Source organism: Sphingopyxis sp. A083, assembly GCF_001468495.1.
GTDB classification, from domain to species: domain Bacteria; phylum Pseudomonadota; class Alphaproteobacteria; order Sphingomonadales; family Sphingomonadaceae; genus Sphingopyxis; species Sphingopyxis terrae.
Window position 1 is genome coordinate 145247 of sequence record NZ_LNSK01000001.1, and the last position, 16636, is coordinate 161882.

Consider the following 16636-nt stretch of genomic DNA (forward strand, 5'->3'; position numbering starts at 1 on the left):
GACGTTATAATATCACACAAGCTGATCCGGCAGACAGCTCGGTCAGAAACGGGCGGAGCCGGTCACAGGCAAGGAGAGAGGCCATGACCCTGATTCCCCTGATCTCGGCGATCGTATCGGCGCCCGAGGCGACCACCGCAGTTGCCGGCGCCGCGCCGCCGCGCCGCAATAGCTACGATCCCGGCGCGGGCCATCGACCCGTGGCGTTCGCCTTCGCGGTCGGCCTGCCGGTGGCGCTCGTCGTTGCGGTCGCATTGTCGCCGATCATCATCGAAAAGGCGCCTGTGCTCGCGCCGCTGACCGGCACGCTGATTGAAATCGAAAAACCCAAGCCGCCCGAGGCGAAGCCCGAGGTCAAGCCCAGCCCCAGAAGCAACACGCCGACCGAGGCGGTGCGGCCGCTGGTCGATACATTTCCCCCGGCCGACCGCGGGGTCGAGGTGAAGCCAGTGGTGCCCGACCCGCTTCCCTATGATCCCGGCCCGACGACGGTCCGGCCCGCCGATCCGCCCAAGCCGCCGCCGCTCGTCCTGGCCGAACTCGACCAGCGCTTTGCCGGCAGCTTTCAGCCCGATTATCCCGCAAGCGAACAGCGGCGCGAGATCGAAGGCAGCGCGAAGGTGCGCGTGCTGATCGGCACCGACGGCCGGGTGAAGGCGGTCGAGCTGGTCAGCACCGACAGCCCGGGCTTTTTCGCCGAAACGAAACGCCGCGCGCTCGCCAAATGGCGCTTCAAGCCCGCGACGCGCGGCGGGGTGGCCGAGGAAAGCTGGAAGGTGATGGTCGTGCATTTCCAGATCCGCAACGGCTGACCCCATCGCAAGACCCCTCCCGGGGGGCGGGCACACCCCATCGGCCCGCCCCCTTTTCGACCACAGATTGCTTGACATTGACCGCGAATCCGGCCAATGGCGCCCGGATAAATGAGGGCGGCGCCCGCGCGCGGCCCTCTTTGTTTTTCATAGCAACCGTCGGGGCCCCCAGTCCCGCCACATGTGCCGGACGATCCGGCGGATGTGCCAATAGTTCGAGGATCAGGGCCATGGCCAAGCCGACGACCGTCAAGATCAAGCTGGTGAGCACCGCCGACACGGGCTTTTTCTACGTCACCAAGAAGAACCCGCGCACGATGACCGAAAAGATGTCGGTGCGCAAATATGACCCGCGTGCGCGCAAGCACGTCGAGTTCAAGGAAGCCAAGATCAAGTAAGCGCGTTACCCGCGTCCCGATGGCGCGGGCCGGCAACGGCTTGTCCCGGCACGGCCGGGATTGCGAAGGGCGGCGCTGAGCCGCCCTTTTTGCGTGCGCGAGCAGCGCGCGGTAAAGCGCCCGCACCGCAGGACGGCGCGGCGAGGGAAATCAGGCGGCCATCAATATGCCGCTGTAGGACCGATCGTCGAACGTCAGCCCGGCCCCCATGGCGACGCAGATCAGCGCATCTTCGGCGACCAGCACCGGCAAGCCGGTTGCCGCGGAGATGGCCTGATCCATCCGGCGCAGCAGCGCGCCGCCGCCGGTGAGCATGATCCCCGCATCGATGATGTCCGCCGACAATTCGGGCGGGGTCCGTTCCAGCGCCGCCTTTACTGCGCTGACGATCTGACCCACCGGTTCGGCCAGTGCCTCGGCGATTTCGGCTTCGGACACGCTGATTTCGGACGGGCGGCCGCTAACGAGATCGCGCCCTTTGACGGCCATGACGACGCCTTCGTCCTGCGGCGGCACCGCGGAGCCAATCGCGAGCTTGATGCGCTCGGCCGTCATCTCGCCGATCATCATATTATGCTTGCGGCGGATATACGACGCGATCATGTCGTCCATCTTGTCGCCGCCGACGCGTACCGAACTGCTGTGCGCGACGCCGCCGAGCGACAGCACGGCTACTTCGGTAGTGCCGCCACCAATGTCGACGACCATCGTTCCCTGTGGTTCTGTGACGGGCAGGCCGGCGCCGATCGCCGCGGCGAGCGGTTCCTCGATCAACTGAACGCTGCTCGCGCCGGCGTTGGAGGCCGCGTCGCGGATCGCGCGCCTTTCGACATGCGTCGACCCCGACGGCACGCAGACCACGACATGGCCGCGGCGCCGCAGGCGGCTTGTGCCGTCGAGCGCCTTGTCGATGAAATGCTTGATCATCTGTTCGGCCAGGTCGATGTCGGCGATCACCCCGTCGCGCAGCGGTCGCAGCGCCTCGAGATTGGCGGGCGTCTTGCCCATCATCAGCTTGGCATCGGCGCCGACCGCCTTGACGCGGCGCACGCCGTCGCGCGTTTCGATCGCGATCACCGATGGTTCGTTGAGCACGATACCGCGGCCGCGGACATAGATGACGGTGTTGACCGTGCCGAGATCGATCGCGACATCCTGTGCGTGCGATGCGAAGCGTTGGAAAATCTTCATAAGCGGGGCGAAACCTCGATCCTTCCAGAATCCGATACAAGCGCCCCGCCCCCCGGCCTTCGCTCGCTCAATCCATAGGTCGCCGCTTGGAAAACTGCGCCCGCCAGGTCAATGCCCGTGCGAGCCAAAGCGAGGGTTTCGCGCGCCTGATCGATAAGCCGGGCCGGAACTGTGCCGGTTTCTAGCGCCGGAACGGGTCGCCGCGCAGCGAACGGCCGGCGGTTTCGGGCATGTAATGAAGCGCGACGAGCCCGACGAGACACGCCGCCATCATGTAATAGGCAGGCATCAGCGGGTCGCCGGTCGCGGAGATCAGCGCGCTGCCGACCATCGGTGCGGTGCCGCCGAAGATCGACGTCGAGATATTATAGGCGATCGCAAAGCCGGCAAAACGCACCGCGGTCGGAAAGAGCGCGGGGAAGGTCGCAGAGATCGTCGCGAGCTGCGGCACGTAGAGCAGGCCGAGCAGCAGGAAACCCGCGACCGCTCCCGCGAAGCCCGTGCCGATCAGCATATAGAGCGGCACGACCGCGACGAGCAGCGCGATGAGCGAAAAGCGCCACATCGGCCGCCGTCCGACCCGGTCCGACAGCGCCCCCGCAAAGGGCAGGAAGACCATCATGAACAGCATCCCGATGATCGGGACGAGCAGCGCCTGATCGGGCGCGAGGCCGATCCGCCGTTCCAGATAGGTCGGCATATAGCTGAGCAGCGTATAATTGACGACGTTGAGCGCCACGACGAGCCCGCCGACGACGAGCAGCGGCCGCCAGTGATTCCGGCCCAGCGCGGCGAGCCCGGGCGAGGGCCGGTCCTCGGCCGCCTGCTGCGCCTCCAGAAAGACGGGCGTATCCTCCATCTTCGAGCGGACATACATGCCGATCAGCCCGATCGGACCGGCGACAAGGAAGGGGATGCGCCACCCCCATTCGTGCATCGCCGCATCGCCAAGGTGCAGCGAATAGCCAAGCATCAGCGCGGCGCCGAAGGAAAAGCCCGCGAGCGTTCCGAATTCGAGGAAGCTGCCATAGAAGCCGCGCCGGGCGTCGGGGGCATATTCGGCCATGAAGGTCGCCGCGCCGCCATATTCGCCGCCGGTCGAAAAACCCTGGACCATCCGCAGCAGGACGAGGATCGCTGGCGCCCAGAAGCCGATACTGTCATAGGATGGGATCAGGCCGACGGCGAAGGTCGCGCCCGCCATCATCAGGATCGTCATTGCGAGCACCGACTTGCGGCCGATGCGGTCGCCGAGCGGCCCCCAGAACAGCCCGCCGAGGGGGCGGACAAGGAAGGAAATGGCGAAGGTCGCGAGCGCGAACAGCACCGCCTCGCCCGCCTCGCCGGGGAAAAGCGCGGCCGAGATATAGGTGACGCCATAGGCGTAGATGCCATAGTCGAACCATTCGACCGCATTGCCGAGCGCCGACGCCCCGATCGCGCGGCGCAGCGTCGATTGGGTGGGGAGCGGCGCGGGCTGTCCGGCGGCGGGGAGCGGGGACGAACGGTCCATGGGTCGGTTAATCCTTTACGGTGGCGGCTTCGGGGCCGGAGGGGTCGAGCAGCGCCGCGACCGGGGTCGTGCGGGGCAACATCTGGAAATCCTGCTGCGCCGGACCAGGCACCGGCGCGGTGGCGGCAAGCCGCCACAGGCTGAACCCCAGCATCGCCGCGGCGCAGGCCGCGATGAACAGGAACAGGCCGCCCGGACCCATCCAGTTCATCGCCGCGGCGCCGCCAAGCGGGCCCAGCGCGGCTCCCGCCGAATAGAGAAGCACAAGCTGGCCGCTGGCGCTTACCCGCTCGGCCGGGAGCAGGCGGTCGTTGGCGTGCGCGACGCACAGCGGATAAAGCGCGAAGCTGAGCCCGCCGAAGGCCGCGCCGAACAGCAGCAGCAGGGCGCCCCCCGGCGCGGCGGCGAGCGCCACGCTCACCGCCAGTGCAAGCGCGAAACAGGCGATGATGACGCGGCGGCGATCATAGCGGTCGGAGAGGCGTCCCAGCGGCCATTGCAGCGCCACGCCGCCGAGAATCACCGTCATCATGAAGGTGGCGATCGCGCCGAGCCCCAGGCCGATCCCGCGCGCATAGATCGCAGCCATGCCGTAGAAGGCGCCGAGGATCAGCCCGGTGATCGCCGCCCCCGCCAGCCCGAGCGGCGAGGCGGCAAACAGCCGCGCGAGGGGAAGATTGTCGGCTTCTCCCAAGGTCGGTGCGGTGCTGCGCGTGAGGCAGACCGGCAGGATGGCGAGCGAAATGAGGATCGAGGCGATCTGGAAGGGTACGGCCGGCGTTGCCGCGCCGGTGCTCAGGAAAAGCTGTCCGACGGCCTGTCCCGAATAGAGGGCGACCATATAGGCGGCGAGGATACCGCCGCGCGTATCGGGTTCGGCGCGGTCGTTGAGCCAGCTTTCGACGCAGATGAACATGCCTGCGACGCACAGGCCGTCGACCAGCCGCAGCAAGGCCCACAGCAGCGGGTGCTGGACCAGCGCATAGGTGAGCGTGCTCGCTGAAAGCAGCGCGACGAAGGCGGCAAAGGCGCGGATATGCCCGACGCGGCGGACGATCGCGCCGGCGCGCAAGGCGCCGAGCGTCAATCCGCCGAAATAGGCGGTGGCGACCAACCCGATCAGGATCGTGTCGCTGCCCGCCCGCTCGAGCCGCAGGCCGATCAGCGTCGACAAGAAGCCGCTACCCGCCATCATCACGAAGATGGCGAGCAGCAGGCTGCGAACGGGAGCGAGGGTGGCGAGCATCGGAAGGGTGCGGGTGCCGCGCGTCAGGCGGCGCGGCGCCCTTCTGCCCCGCCGGAATCCGCTTCGACCAGCGTGCGGTGCAGCGCGCGGACGGCGGCATCGAAATCGCGGCTTTCGACGATGAACTGGACATCGACGTTACGGATCTGATGCTGCATCGCGATCATCGCGACACCGGCGGCGTCAAGCGCGCGCAGCGCATCGGGCACCAGCCCCGGCCGCGCGATGTCGCTGCCGATCACCGACACCATTGCGACCGGATGCGCCGATATCGCGGCGTCGGGATATTGTTTTTGCAGATCGGCGATCACCTTCTTCACCGCGCCGGCGCTGGCCGACAGATAGTGGGTGATGGTGTTGGCATTCGACGCCTTGCTGACAATCCACAGGCCGTGACGCGTCAGCACGTCGAGGATTGCGGCATCATAGCCCTTCACCCCGACCATATCCTGTTCGAAGAATTGCAGCGCCTGCATCTGGCGGATGCCGGTGACGATCTCGACCCGCGGCACGTCGGAGACATAGGTGCCGGTGACGAGCGTGCCGCCATCTTCGCGATCGAAGGTGTTGCGCACACGCAGCGGAATGTCGGTCTGCCTGAGGCCGCGTCCGGCGCCCGGATGGATCGCCTCCATGCCCAGATTGGCGAGCTGGTCGGCGACATCGTAATTGGTGCGACCGATCTTGCGCGCTTTATCCTCGCCGACCAGCTTGGGATCGGCGCTCGACAGGTGAAATTCCTTGTGGATGATCGCCTCGCGCGCGCCGGTCAGCACCGCGATGCGCGAGAAGGTCATCTCGGTATAGCCGCGCGCAAAGCGTTTCACCATGCCGCCCTGGCAGCCGGCATAGCCGGTGACGATCGGCAGCGTCGTCGCCAGATCGATGTTGGCAAAGGCCTCGGTGATCCGCTCGTCGAGCGTGCGCAGATCCTCCTGATCCCAGGGGGTCAGATCGATGAAGCGAGCGTTGACGTCGCGATCCCGCAGCAGCAGCGCGGTGCTGTGGGCGCTGTGCGCTTCGCCCAGCCCGGCGAGCAATTCGCGGGCGGTGACGAGCTGTTCCTTGACGCAGAAGCGGCCGTGGCTGCGCAGCCGCGCCAGATCGTCGAGGCAGGCGGCGACCGCATCGAGTCGCATGTCGACGAAGGCATCGGCCTCGTCGCGGCTCTCGCGGCGCGCGAACATCGCCTCGTTGCGCGCGTGCATCGCACCGCGCACCGCCTCCATCGCGCGGCGCCAGCCATCGCTGTCCTCGTCGTCGGCGACGAAGCGCCCGAACACGCCGGGTTCGCCGGTCTTCTTGTCTTCGAGCAGGAGATTGGTGATTCCGGCATAGGCCGACACCACGAAAATGCGATTGTAGAGATCGGCGCCCGAGCGGCCGGCGATCAGCACATTGTCGAACAATGTCGCGGTCGCCGCCATCGACGTGCCGCCGATCTTTTCGACGCTGTGTCCACCCTTTTTGACGTCCTGTGTCATGCCGCGATCCTTTCGGTGAGCGGGCCCGCCTCGATGGCGAGCGGTTCGGGGACGCCGCGATGCGCGAGGAACCAGGGGCGCGGCTTGTCGACCCCGAACGGCTTTTCGAGCCGGTTGCTCACCGCATTATAGACGAGGAAGGCATTCGCGCGCGGGAAGGGGGTGATGTTGCCGTTCGACCCGTGCATCAGGTTGCAGTCGAACAGGATCACGGTTCCCGGCGCGCCGGTCGGCGCAACGATACCGTGATCATGCGCCAGTTCGGCGAGACTGTCCTCGTCGGGAACGCCATATTCCTGGCGCTTCAGCGACTGGCGATAATGGTCGTCGGGTGTTTCGCCGACGCAGGTCAGATAGGTGCGATGCGACCCCGGAATGACCATCAGCGGGCCATTGTGCGGCGTGTTCTCGGCGAGCAGAACCGACATTGAAAGCGCGCGCATCCGCGGCATGCCGTCCTCGACATGCCAGGTTTCGAAATCGCTGTGCCAATAGAATTCCTTGCCCTTGAAGCCGGGTTTGTAGTTGAGGCGCGACTGGTGGATGTAAACCTCGTCGCCGAGCAGGAAGCGCGCGATCCCCGCCAGCCGCTCGTCGGCAGCAAGCCGCGCCATGATCGCGCTCTGGTTGTGAATGTCGAAGATCGACCGGATTTCGCGGCTCTGCGGCTCGGTGACGATCGTTTCCTCGTCGAGCGCGTCGGGATCAGCGAGCAGCTTGCCCGCGGCGCGCTGCAAATAGGTCACTTCCTCGTCGTCGAAGAGGTTCTCGAGCAGCAGATAGCCGTCGCGATCGAAGCCCTCCGCCTGCTCGCGGCTGATCGGTGCGTCGGGCGTCCACGCGCTGCGGACGACCGGGTCGAGCCGCGGCCGCATTTCTGGCGCGGCCGCGTGACGCGATGGGTAGATGTCGGTCATGGGACTTCCCCCTGTTGATATGGGTTTTACGCTGCGGGCGCGGCCTCGCGCGCCGGCTCGCTCGCCATGTCGGCCTCAGCCGGATAGGCGCCGCTTGCGTCATGCACTTCCTTGCCGGTGACCGGCGGATTGAAGGCGCAGGCGGTCAGTATGTCGGTTTCGGGGCGCACGATGTGGCGGTCGTGCTTGTCGAGCGCATACATCACGCCGGGTTCGAGCCGATGGATTTCGCCGCTGTCCAGATCCTCGATCGTCCCCGTGCCCTTGAGCACGAACACCGCCTCGAGGTGGTTCTGATAATGCATTTTCAGCTCGCTGCCCGCGAACATGGTCGTGACGTGGAAGGAAAAGCCCATCCCGTCGTCCTTGAGCAGCATGCGCGCGCTGGCCCAGCCGTTCGAGCGGACGTTGCGGTCGGATTTGCGGATCTGGTCGAGATTGCGGATGATCATGGTCGGTCTCCTGTCTTCATTCGGCGGCGACGGCGTAATCGTCGGCCATCGCTTCGCGGATCTTGGTTTCGAGAATGTCGAGCCCTGCCGAGAGCAGGGCGTCATCGATGACGAGCGGCGCGAGCACCTTGACGATTTCGTCGTGCGCGCCGCTGGTTTCGATGATGAGGCCGGCGTCGAAGCAGGCGGCGGTGATCGCCCCGGCGCGTTCTCCCGACCCGACGTTGATGCCGCGCATCATCCCGCGGCCGCGCGTTTCGAAGCCATGTTCGGCGGCGATGCGCGCGAGCCGCTCTTCGAGCAGCGCCCCGCGGCGGCGCACATCGTCGGCGAAAGCGTCGCTGCTCCAGAAATGGCCGAGCGCGGCGGTCGCGGTGACGAAGGCGTGGTTGTTGCCGCGGAACGTCCCATTATGTTCGCCGGGCGACCATTGGTCGAGTTCGGGGCGGAACAGGGTCAGCGCAAAGGGCAGGCCCATGCCCGACAGCGATTTGGCAAGCGTGACGATGTCAGGGGTGAAGCCCATTTCCTCGAAGCTGAAGAAGCTTCCCGTGCGGCCACAGCCCGCCTGGATGTCGTCGACGATCAGCAGCGCGCCGTGGCGCTTTGCGATGTCGGCGATCTTGCGCAGCCATTCGGGCGAGGCAGCGTTGAGGCCGCCTTCGCCCTGCACCGTTTCCACGAGGATCGCGGCGGGGGCGTCGAGGCCGCTCGACGGATCGGCCAACCGCTGGTCGAGCAGTTCGGCGGTGTCGACCTCGGGGCCGAAATAGCCGTCATAGGGTTCGTGCGCGACATGGGCGAGCGGGACGCCCGCGCCGCCGCGCTTGGCGGCATTGCCGGTGCAGGCAAGCGCGCCGAGCGTCATACCGTGAAAGCCGTTGGTGAAGGCGATAACCAGTTCGCGACCCGTCACTTTGCGCGCGAGCTTGATCGCTGCCTCGACCGCGTTGGTGCCGGTCGGGCCGGTGAACATGACGCGATAGTCGAGTGCGCGCGGCTTCAGGATCACATCCTCGAACGTGTCGAGAAAGGCAGCCTTGGCATCGGTGTGCAGGTCGAGCCCGTGGGCGATGCCGTCGGCGGCGATATAATCGAGCAGCGCCTGCTTCAAAATCGGATGGTTGTGACCATAGTTGAGCGTCGAACAGCCCGACAGGAAGTCGAGATAGCGACCGCCCTGATCGTCGTGCATCCATACGCCTTCGGCCTTGCCGAACTGACGCGGCATCGCGCGGGCATAGCTGCGGACCACCGATTCGCGGCGTTCGTAAATGCTCCGGTCGGGAATGGACCCGGACGGTTTGGGTGCGTTGATCATGTGAATACCCCTATTCTGCCTGTGTCATTGTGCCTGAGTCATTCAGGCGATGTCGTATCGGTCGGTGTCGTATCGATGGCGAATGGCCCGATGCGGGCTTGAAACTCGCTGGGATGGACGCCCGCGAAATGGGCGTCGCGCTCGAAGACGATACTGCGGTCGAGCGTCGTATCGTGGCGCCGGGCAAGGCCGTGGAACAGCGCCCAAGACGCCGCATTGTCGGCGGTGATCGTCGCCAGAACGTGCGTCACGCCCGCCTGCGCCGGCCGCGTGAGCAGTTCGTCGAGCATACGGCTGGCGAGCCCCTGGCCGCGTCCTTCGGGCGCGACCGCGACCTGCCAGACGAAGAAGGCGCTCGGTTCGGCGGGCGGGCGATGCCCCGAAATCCAACCGAGAATGCGACCGCCGCGTTCGGCGATGATGCAATTGTCGGCGAAATGGGTGCACTGGATCAGATTGAAGTAGCGCGAATTGCGGTCGAGCGGCGGGCAGGCCGCGATCAGCGCGGTGATCGCCGGCCCGTCGGTTGCGACCGGCTTGCGAAATTGCAGCGACGCGGCGGGTCGGCCGGACGGCGTGTCCTTTGCGGATGGCGCCGTGTCCCGTTCCTGTGGCCGGTCAAATATCTTTCATCTCCTGAAATATTGCTATGCGCACATTCGAGCCAACCGGCCCGGCATGCCGCGAAATATAGGATGTTCGTCGCCTCGTTCAACCCCGCGGCGATCATAATGTTTCATACAATGAAATAAAATTCTGCATCCCGGCGGGCGCGACTTTGCAATTGGCGCCCTCCGCGGGCGCGGCTAACAAGGCGGGATGGAGTCCGAAATTGCCAACGCCACCCTGCGCGCGCTGCGGCGCATCCTGCGCGCGACCGAGACGGGCAGTCGCAAGCTGGGCGCGGCGACCGGCCTGACGCCGTCGCAGCTGCTCGTGCTGCGCGATGTGGCGGGGGCGCAGGGCGCCACGCCGGGGCAGGTCGCACAGCGCCTGCAATTCAGCCACGCGACGATCACCGCCATCGTCGATCGGCTGGTTGCCATGGAGCTGGTGACGCGGACGCGAAGCGAGCGCGACAAGCGACAGATGCTGCTGACCGCGACCGACGCGGGTCGGCGCCGCGTCGCCGAGGCGCCCGATATGCTGCAACAGATATTCGCCGACCGCTTCGCCGCGCTGCCCGCATGGGAACAGGCGATGATCCTCGCCGCGACCGAGCGGCTGGCGATCGTGCTCGGCGCCGCCGACATCGACGCCGCGCCGTTACTCGATACGGGCGCGATCGATCGCGCCTAGCGCACTTATTTCCGGATCGATCTTTGCCTTACCGCCGCAGCGCGGCGATGCAGCTGTCGACATTCGCGTCGCGCCCGTCGGGGGTGCGCGCGTCGACATGGGTGGCAAGCGCTTCGGCGCCTGAGCGCTGGGCGTAATAGTAAACATCCAATATGCACGCCGACCCGGCGAATTGCAGCTTGCGACCCGCGCCCTCGCTGACGTCGAGCCGCGGCTTGCCGAACAGGCGCAGCGCGCTGTTGGCATCGCGCCCGACGAGCGCATTATTCTGGGTGACCCGCGGCGGGTTGAGCGGCGCCGGGGCGCTGCTTGTCGGCGGCGGCGTCACGCGCGGCACCGCGGTGGCGGCGCAGCCGCCGAGCATCAGCGAAAGGCCGGCGAGTGCGGCCAAATTGGTGGTGCGGGTCAAGCCGGTTCCCCTTTATCTGTCTGCCCGGCGCAGATGGAGCATGTGGACGGCCATAGCCGCGCTCGCGATGGGCGCCAACAGATTGGCGACGGGAACCAGAAAGCTTGCGGCGGACAGCAGGCCGAGCGACCAGCGCGCGCGCCGCTCGAGGCGTGGCCGGCCGGGATGGCGCGCGAGGACCATCGCCTCGAGATCGCGGCCGAGCAGCAGCGCGTTGACGAAGAGGGCGAGGATCGGCGTGCCGATTCCCGTCACCAGGAGGAGGACATAAAAGGGCAGCGCGGCAAGATTGCCAAGGATCAGGCGCGCGAGCGATGCGAGCGCGAGGGCGGCCGACTGCCGCCAGCCGACATCGACCGCGCCGGCCGCGGCGGCGGGATAGTGGCGCCCCTCGACATCGGCGACGATGGCGTCGGCGAACAGCCCGACGACGACAATCGCGACGGCGCGAAACAAGAGCCAGCTCCCCGCGATCAGCAGCAGCAGGATCAGCACGCTCGCCATGTCGATCCCCGCCGCGCCCAGCCACTGCCAATGCGCGAGCGCCCAGCGCGCCCCAGCCAGAAGCGCCGCGCCCGCCGCAATGAACAGCAGCAGGGTGAGGGCAAGGCTGATCGCCAGGATGCGCAGCACCCGCGGGCTCGACAGGTCGCCGATGGCGAGGAACAGGGCTTGGACGGCACGGGCCATGCGTCCGAATGGCGCGGCGGGCGCTGCGTCGTCAAGCGTCGCGCTTGCCTTGGCGCGCGCGGCCCCCTAAGGCGCGCGGCATATTTTCCCACGCATCACAGGATTTTTCATGGCCTCCACCGCCCGTTTCGAAGTCGTTGCGATCGGCAATGCGATCGTCGATGTCATTGCCCGCGCCGACGACGCGCTGATCGAGGCCGAGGGCCTGACCAAAGGGTCGATGCGCCTCATCGATGCCGAAGAGGCGGGGCGCCTGTATGCGGCGATGGGTCCGGCGATCGAAATGTCGGGCGGATCGGCAGCGAACACGCTCGCCGGCATGGCGGCGCTCGGCCGCCGCTGCGCCTTCATCGGCCAGGTTGCCGACGACCAGCTCGGAAGCGTCTTCACGCACGACCTGCGCGCGCTCGGCGTCGCCTATGAAACCCCGGCGCTCAAGGAAGGCGCGCCGACCGCGCGCTGCCTGATCCTCGTCACGCCCGACGGCCAGCGGACGATGAACACCTTCCTCGGCGCGAGCCATCTGCTCGAACAGGCGATGATCGCCGAAGACTGGATCGCCGACGCCGACATCCTCTATCTCGAGGGCTATCTGTGGGATCCGCCGCTGTCGCGCGCCGCGATGCGCCGCGCGATCGACGTCGCACGCGGCGCCGGCCGCAAGGTTGCCTTCACCCTGTCTGACGCCTTCATCATCGACCGCCACGGCGATGATTTCCGCGCGCTGATCGGCGAGGGACTGTTCGACATATTGTTCGCCAACGAGGTCGAGATCTGCGCGCTCGCCGGAACGCAGGACTTCGAAGCCGCCGTCGCGGCGATCGCGCCGCGCGTGCCGCTGCTCGTCGTGACGCGCAGCGAAAAAGGCGCGATCGCGGTCGCGAACGGTGAGCGCGTTGAGGTCGGCGCCGAGCCCATCGAGACGGTTGTCGACACCACGGGCGCCGGCGACCTGTTCGCTGCGGGCTTCCTTGCGGGCCAGGCCGAGGGCCGCTCGCTCGCCGATTGCCTGACGATGGGTGCGGTGTGCGCGCGCGAAATCATCGCGCAGGTCGGCCCGCGCGCGCAAAGCGATCTGAAAGCGGAGGTCGCCGCGCGCCTCGGCTGATGCGGCGGTTCAGCTTGCGGGGGCGGCCGCGTCAGGCTGCTTGCGGAACAGCGCCCGGTCGGCCTGGCCGAAGCCGCGCGTCCAGATCAGCCACGCATAGATGCCGAGGATGAAGGGAACGCCGATCAGCAGCTCGGCCCATTCGGGCATCTGCGTCGCACCCCAGCCGAGAACCGTCGCCCCGGCGGTCGCCCAGACGAGCGCCCAGCGCAGGCTGTTGACCGGTGCGCCGAGGATACGCGCAAGCAGCCGCGCCTTCACCATCGACGCGAAGCCGAGCGCGAGCATCAGCGCGAGCGCGACCGCACCGGCATAGGCGATCGGCGGCAACCCCATCGATTTGGCGGTGAGGATCAGCGCGACGCTGAGCACCGCCTGCAGTGCAAGCGTCGCGATGCTGATCAGCAGATTGCGGTGACGCGCGACATAGACGAGCGCGGCTTCGCTCACCACCGCCGTCGCCGCCACGACCTCCGCCGCGAGCAGGAAGGCGAGTGCGACATTGCCCTCGACGAACTGCGGGCCGACGAGGCCCATCACCGCTTCGCCCGGAATGCCGAGCGCAAGCGCGATTCCTGCTTGCGCCGCGATGATCCAGAAGCCGACCTGGCTGACCTGCGCGGCGACCGCGGCGAGGCGGTTCTCCGCCAGATTGCGGGTGATGACGGGGCCGAGGATCGGCTCGAAGCTGGTCTTGAGCTTTTGCGGCAGCGAGGCAACCTGCTGCGCCATATAATAAATGCCGTAGATCGCGGGCGAGGTGAACTGGCCGAGGATGAACAGGTCGAGCCGGCGGGTCCCCCATTCGATCGCATCGGCAGCGGCGAGCGGCGCGTTGCGGCGCGCGAGAGAGATGAGCTGCGCGGGATGCGGGCGCCAGACGCCGGGGCCGCCATAGTGGCGAATCATCGGAATGAGCGCGGTGAAGAAGGTCGCGATCATCGCGGCGGCGTAGGAAAGGATCAACCCGTCGCGCAGCGAATAGAAGGCGAAGCCGAACGCGGCGGCGCTGATCGCCCAGGGTTCGACGATCGAACGCGCGCGGACCGTAGCGCCGATGTCGTAGCGATAGGCGCAGGCCGCGAGTGCGATGTCGGCCCCGGCGATCGCGAAGACGGTGATCGCCACCCAGCGATCCCAGCCGTCGATATCGCCCGAGGGGAACATGAGCTGCGGAAAGGCGAAGAGAATCGCCGAGCCGAACGCCGAGGCGAGGAAGGCGACGAACATGCCGTCCCACACGATATGACGATGATCGGCGCCCGGCTTGCTGAGCTGTTCGGCGAGGCCGCGCTTGAGCCCGAGCGTCGCAAGCTGCGCGACCAGCTCGATGACGAGCACGGCAAAGGCGAAGCGGCCGACCGCTTCGGGGCCATACCAGCGACCGGCGAAATAGAGAAAGGGCAGGCGCGCGACGAGGCGCAGGATGAAGCCGAAGAAATTGGTGCGGCCGCCCCTGGCGAGCGCGGCGGTGTCGGCATCCTGCCCGGCCGGGTCGGCCACGGTGGATGCGGAAGGGGGCGCGGCTGCGCTGTCCGACTGGCTCAAGCCTGGCGCCCCTTCTGCTGCTCCCCTGTGCGCTGTTTAGCGTGCGAAAAAGGGCGAGGCAATCCGGGCAATCCAGGCAATCGGCAGCGGTGCATCATCGGCCCTCGGGTCGCAGCGGGCGGCTGAGCAGGGCCTGAATGGCGTCGGCAACGCGCGTTTCGCCCGCGACGAGCCGCGCCACCGCGTCGGTGATCGGCATGTCGATCGCATCGGCGCGTGCGGCGGCGGCGATCACCGGGGCGCTGAACGCGCCTTCGGCAACGGTGCGGCGGTCGGCCATCAGGGCCGCTGCGCTCTCGCCGCGCCCCAGCCCTTGGCCGAGCGCGAAATTGCGCGAGTTGGATGATGTGCAGGTAAGGACCAGATCGCCGAGCCCGGCGAGTCCGGCGAGCGTTTCGGCCAGCGCCCCGCGCGCGAGCCCGAAGCGCGTCATCTCGGCAAAGCCGCGGCTGATCAGCGCGGCGCGCGCGTTGAGCCCCAGCCCGGCACCGTCGACGATGCCGCAGGCGATGGCGAGGACATTCTTGATCGCGCCGCCGATTTCGGCGCCGATCATGTCGGTCGACACATAAGGACGAAAATGCGGGCGGGCGAGCGCGCGGGCGAGCCCCTCGGCGAGCGCGGGGTTTTCGGCAGCGAGCGTGATCGCGGTCGGCAGCCCCGCTGCGACCTCGTGCGCGAAGGTCGGCCCCGACAGCACGGCGAAGCCGCGGCCGGGAAAGATTTCGCGCGCGATGTCGACCGGGAAGTCGAAGCTGCCCGCCTCCATCCCCTTGCTGCAGAAGATCAGCGGCGCATCGCCTGCGGGCAGCACCGCGAGCACGGCGCGCAGATAGGGCACCGGCACGACGACGAGCAGCGCGTCCAGCCCCGAAAGCGCGCCAAGGTCGCTCGTTGCCGTGAGCGAAGGCGACAGCGCCGCACCGGGCAGGAACAGCGGATTGCGATGCTCGGCGTTGATCGCCGCCACGACGTCTTCCTCGCGCGCCCACAGGCGCACCGGTGCGCCCTCGGCGGCGAGAAGCTGGGCGAGTGCGGTGCCCCAGGCGCCGCCGCCGACGACGCCGAACTTTTCAAATGACGTCATGCTGTCGCGCGTCATGCCTTTACTCCGGCGCCGCGCACGGTTTCGGCGGCGGGATCGAGCGGCCAGCGCGGCCGCGCCGCCGTGTCGAGCGGATCGCTGAGCCCCGCGGCGAAGCGCTCGACGCCCGCCCAGGCGATCATCGCGCCATTGTCGGTGCAGAGCCACAGCGGCGGCGCGACAAAGGGCTTGTCGAACGCGGCGGCGAGGCCGGTGAGCGCGGCGCGGATTGCGCCATTGGCAGCGACGCCGCCCGCGACGACAAAGGCGGTCGCTTCGGGGCAGGCGGCGAGTGCGATGCGGCTGCGATCGATCAGGCAGTCGACGACCGCTTGCTGGAAAGACGCGGCTACGTCTGCGGGACGGTGCGCGCCCGATGCGACCGCGCGCGCCACGGCGCTCTTGAGACCGGCGAAGGAGAAATGCGGTTCGGCGCTACCGACCAGCGGGCGGGGGAGCGGCACCGCATGCGGATCGCCGTCCGCCGCAAGCCGTTCGACCGCCGGACCGCCCGGATAGCCGAGCCCGAGCAGCTTTGCGGTCTTGTCGAAGGCCTCGCCCGCGGCGTCGTCGATCGTGGTGGCAAGCCGCCGATAATCGTCGACTCCGCGCACGAGCAGAAGCTGGCAGTGCCCGCCGGAGACGAGCAGCAGCAGATAGGGGAAGCGAAGGTCGGGGTCGGCTAGCCGCGGGCTGAGCGCGTGGCCTTCGAGATGGTTGACCGCGATCAGCGGCTTGCCCGCCGCATGGGCGAGCGCCTTGCCGGTGACCAGCCCGACCATGACGCCGCCGATCAGCCCGGGGCCGGCGGTCGCGGCAATGGCATCGACATCGGCGAGCGTCACCCCGGCATCGGCGAGCACGCCTTCGACGATCGGGGCGAGGCGGTCGACATGCGCGCGCGCCGCGATTTCGGGAACGACGCCGCCATAGGGCCGGTGCTCGGCCTCCTGCCCCGCGACCCGATGCGCGAGGATGCGCCGGTCGTCGGTGACGAGCGCTGCCGCGGTTTCGTCGCAGCTCGATTCGAGGCCAAGGATGAGAGACATAATGTTGCGCCCCCTTACCCGTGCCAGGGGGGCGGGGGCAAGCGGCGGACGATCGAGTCCCTGCAAGACCGTGCGCCACCTTTTCTTTCGCGCGCCGAAGCCCTAGCAGGCGCGC

Annotated in this window: 17 protein-coding genes; 4 read left to right on the plus strand and 13 right to left on the minus strand. The window is 67.6% G+C overall.

The window, feature by feature from the left end; genetic code table 11:
• The first annotated feature begins 83 nt into the window (after positions 1 to 83).
• Together ATE59_RS00760 and rpmG are read left to right on the plus strand one after the other, a co-directional pair.
• Complete coding sequence (locus ATE59_RS00760; RefSeq protein WP_058810856.1) at positions 84 to 812, plus strand: energy transducer TonB; 729 nt, start codon at positions 84 to 86, stop codon at positions 810 to 812.
• A gap of 230 nt (positions 813 to 1042) precedes the next feature.
• Positions 1043 to 1210 carry a 50S ribosomal protein L33 gene (gene rpmG, locus ATE59_RS00765; RefSeq protein WP_003042331.1) on the plus strand — a complete coding sequence of 56 codons (168 nt, stop codon included), beginning with the start codon at positions 1043 to 1045 and terminating at the stop codon, positions 1208 to 1210.
• 150 nt (positions 1211 to 1360) lie between these two features.
• Here the strand turns inward: rpmG and ATE59_RS00770 are convergent, their stop codons facing one another.
• The 8 genes from ATE59_RS00770 to ectA all read right to left on the minus strand — a co-directional run bounded on the left by ATE59_RS00770 (position 1361) and on the right by ectA (position 9960).
• A complete protein-coding gene (locus ATE59_RS00770) occupies positions 1361 to 2401 on the minus strand; it encodes a rod shape-determining protein (protein WP_058810857.1) in 1041 nt (346 codons plus the stop codon).
• A gap of 181 nt (positions 2402 to 2582) precedes the next feature.
• Complete coding sequence (locus ATE59_RS00775) at positions 2583 to 3914, minus strand: MFS transporter (RefSeq protein ID WP_058810858.1); 1332 nt, start codon at positions 3912 to 3914, stop codon at positions 2583 to 2585.
• A 7-nt stretch (positions 3915 to 3921) separates the two neighbouring features.
• Positions 3922 to 5160 carry an MFS transporter gene (locus tag ATE59_RS00780; RefSeq protein ID WP_058810859.1) on the minus strand — a complete coding sequence of 413 codons (1239 nt, stop codon included), beginning with the start codon at positions 5158 to 5160 and terminating at the stop codon, positions 3922 to 3924.
• A 23-nt stretch (positions 5161 to 5183) separates the two neighbouring features.
• Positions 5184 to 6644 carry an aspartate kinase gene (locus ATE59_RS00785; protein WP_058810860.1) on the minus strand — a complete coding sequence of 487 codons (1461 nt, stop codon included), beginning with the start codon at positions 6642 to 6644 and terminating at the stop codon, positions 5184 to 5186.
• Complete coding sequence (gene thpD / locus ATE59_RS00790; RefSeq protein WP_058810861.1) at positions 6641 to 7561, minus strand: ectoine hydroxylase; 921 nt, start codon at positions 7559 to 7561, stop codon at positions 6641 to 6643. The genes ATE59_RS00785 and thpD overlap by 4 nt, the downstream gene beginning before the upstream one ends.
• Before the next feature lie 26 nt (positions 7562 to 7587).
• A complete protein-coding gene (locus tag ATE59_RS00795) occupies positions 7588 to 8013 on the minus strand; it encodes an ectoine synthase (RefSeq protein WP_058810862.1) in 426 nt (141 codons plus the stop codon).
• Between the two features lie 16 nt (positions 8014 to 8029).
• Positions 8030 to 9334 (minus strand): diaminobutyrate--2-oxoglutarate transaminase, encoded by a 1305-nt coding sequence (gene ectB / locus ATE59_RS00800; RefSeq protein WP_058810863.1) that lies wholly within the window; start codon positions 9332 to 9334, stop codon positions 8030 to 8032.
• 38 nt (positions 9335 to 9372) lie between these two features.
• Positions 9373 to 9960 carry a diaminobutyrate acetyltransferase gene (ectA, locus tag ATE59_RS00805; RefSeq protein WP_331270947.1) on the minus strand — a complete coding sequence of 196 codons (588 nt, stop codon included), beginning with the start codon at positions 9958 to 9960 and terminating at the stop codon, positions 9373 to 9375.
• A 193-nt stretch (positions 9961 to 10153) separates the two neighbouring features.
• On the opposite strand from ectA, the gene ATE59_RS00810 reads away from it, so the two are divergent.
• On the plus strand, positions 10154 to 10633 hold the full coding sequence (locus ATE59_RS00810; RefSeq protein WP_058810864.1) for a MarR family winged helix-turn-helix transcriptional regulator: 480 nt from the start codon (positions 10154 to 10156) through the stop codon (positions 10631 to 10633).
• A gap of 28 nt (positions 10634 to 10661) precedes the next feature.
• Here ATE59_RS00810 and ATE59_RS00815 read toward each other — a convergent pair whose 3' ends face one another.
• Together ATE59_RS00815 and ATE59_RS00820 are read right to left on the minus strand one after the other, a co-directional pair.
• The gene (locus ATE59_RS00815) at positions 10662 to 11042 is read right to left on the minus strand and encodes a hypothetical protein (protein ID WP_058810865.1); all 381 of its coding nucleotides are present in this window, start codon (positions 11040 to 11042) and stop codon (positions 10662 to 10664) included.
• 12 nt (positions 11043 to 11054) lie between these two features.
• On the minus strand, positions 11055 to 11732 hold the full coding sequence (locus tag ATE59_RS00820) for an EI24 domain-containing protein (RefSeq protein ID WP_058810866.1): 678 nt from the start codon (positions 11730 to 11732) through the stop codon (positions 11055 to 11057).
• A 109-nt stretch (positions 11733 to 11841) separates the two neighbouring features.
• On the opposite strand from ATE59_RS00820, the gene ATE59_RS00825 reads away from it, so the two are divergent.
• Positions 11842 to 12840 carry an adenosine kinase gene (locus ATE59_RS00825; RefSeq protein ID WP_058810867.1) on the plus strand — a complete coding sequence of 333 codons (999 nt, stop codon included), beginning with the start codon at positions 11842 to 11844 and terminating at the stop codon, positions 12838 to 12840.
• Positions 12841 to 12849: 9 nt separating this feature from the next.
• Here ATE59_RS00825 and ATE59_RS00830 read toward each other — a convergent pair whose 3' ends face one another.
• The 3 genes from ATE59_RS00830 to tsaD form a co-directional block, all read right to left on the minus strand.
• On the minus strand, positions 12850 to 14388 hold the full coding sequence (locus tag ATE59_RS00830; protein ID WP_058810868.1) for a lipopolysaccharide biosynthesis protein: 1539 nt from the start codon (positions 14386 to 14388) through the stop codon (positions 12850 to 12852).
• A 94-nt stretch (positions 14389 to 14482) separates the two neighbouring features.
• Entirely contained in the window at positions 14483 to 15490 is a 1008-nt protein-coding gene (locus ATE59_RS00835) for an NAD(P)H-dependent glycerol-3-phosphate dehydrogenase (RefSeq protein ID WP_003042372.1), read from the minus strand.
• Entirely contained in the window at positions 15487 to 16521 is a 1035-nt protein-coding gene (gene tsaD, locus ATE59_RS00840; RefSeq protein WP_058810869.1) for a tRNA (adenosine(37)-N6)-threonylcarbamoyltransferase complex transferase subunit TsaD, read from the minus strand. Before tsaD ends, ATE59_RS00835 begins: the two co-directional genes overlap by 4 nt.
• Positions 16522 to 16636: the final 115 nt, after the last annotated feature.